Here is a 573-nt window from a genome sequence, read left to right on the forward strand (position 1 = left end):
TCCCATGAGCCGTAACCACTGGTGCCCGCGAGATGATGGGTCCAGATGATCTCTCGATAACGAAGGGCCAGGTGTTCCTGCGCTTCTACATCGGTTAACAGGACAGCGTGCGGAACCTCGACCGTCAGGTTGGCGATGATGCAGCCCCTGATATCGACGGTGTAGTACTTCTCGCGCTGACCCGACGGCGACGTGCGATAAAAGTTAATTACGCAGTCCAGTTCTTCTCTGTTCGATAAAGCCACGGCTAATAAAGGCGATGATTTATCAATGTTTTTTGTGATGACCACCGGACCGTGGGTGGATGCCCTGACGTTGCCCGTATTGAGCATGTTGTGGTTATAGGACATCACCATGATTTCGTCTTTATGACCCTCCTGGCACTTATTGCCGATAGAGTCCTGGGTCGAACAGCCCGCCGAAATCAGGCCTTGGGATTGTCCTTTGATGGACATGTAGCCGTGGTATGCCATGGGGTAAACACTCTGAGTTGTCTGCCCCGAACATACGGAAAAAATGAAATAGGAAATATCGGACGCTTCGCTTTTTATAGTGCGAGTTGGATGTAGGAAT

At 50.8% G+C, this 573-nt stretch carries 1 protein-coding gene; it reads right to left on the bottom strand.

The features are described 5' to 3' along the window. Positions 1-473 (bottom strand): Hcp family type VI secretion system effector (locus CFE47_RS31460; RefSeq protein WP_286843108.1); only part of this gene is annotated, 473 nt, incomplete at its 3' end. Between the last annotated feature and the right edge of the window lie 100 nt (positions 474-573).

The organism is Pseudomonas sp. PGPPP1 (genome assembly GCF_002255865.1).
In the GTDB taxonomy this organism is placed as follows: Bacteria; Pseudomonadota; Gammaproteobacteria; order Pseudomonadales; family Pseudomonadaceae; genus Aquipseudomonas; species Aquipseudomonas cremoris.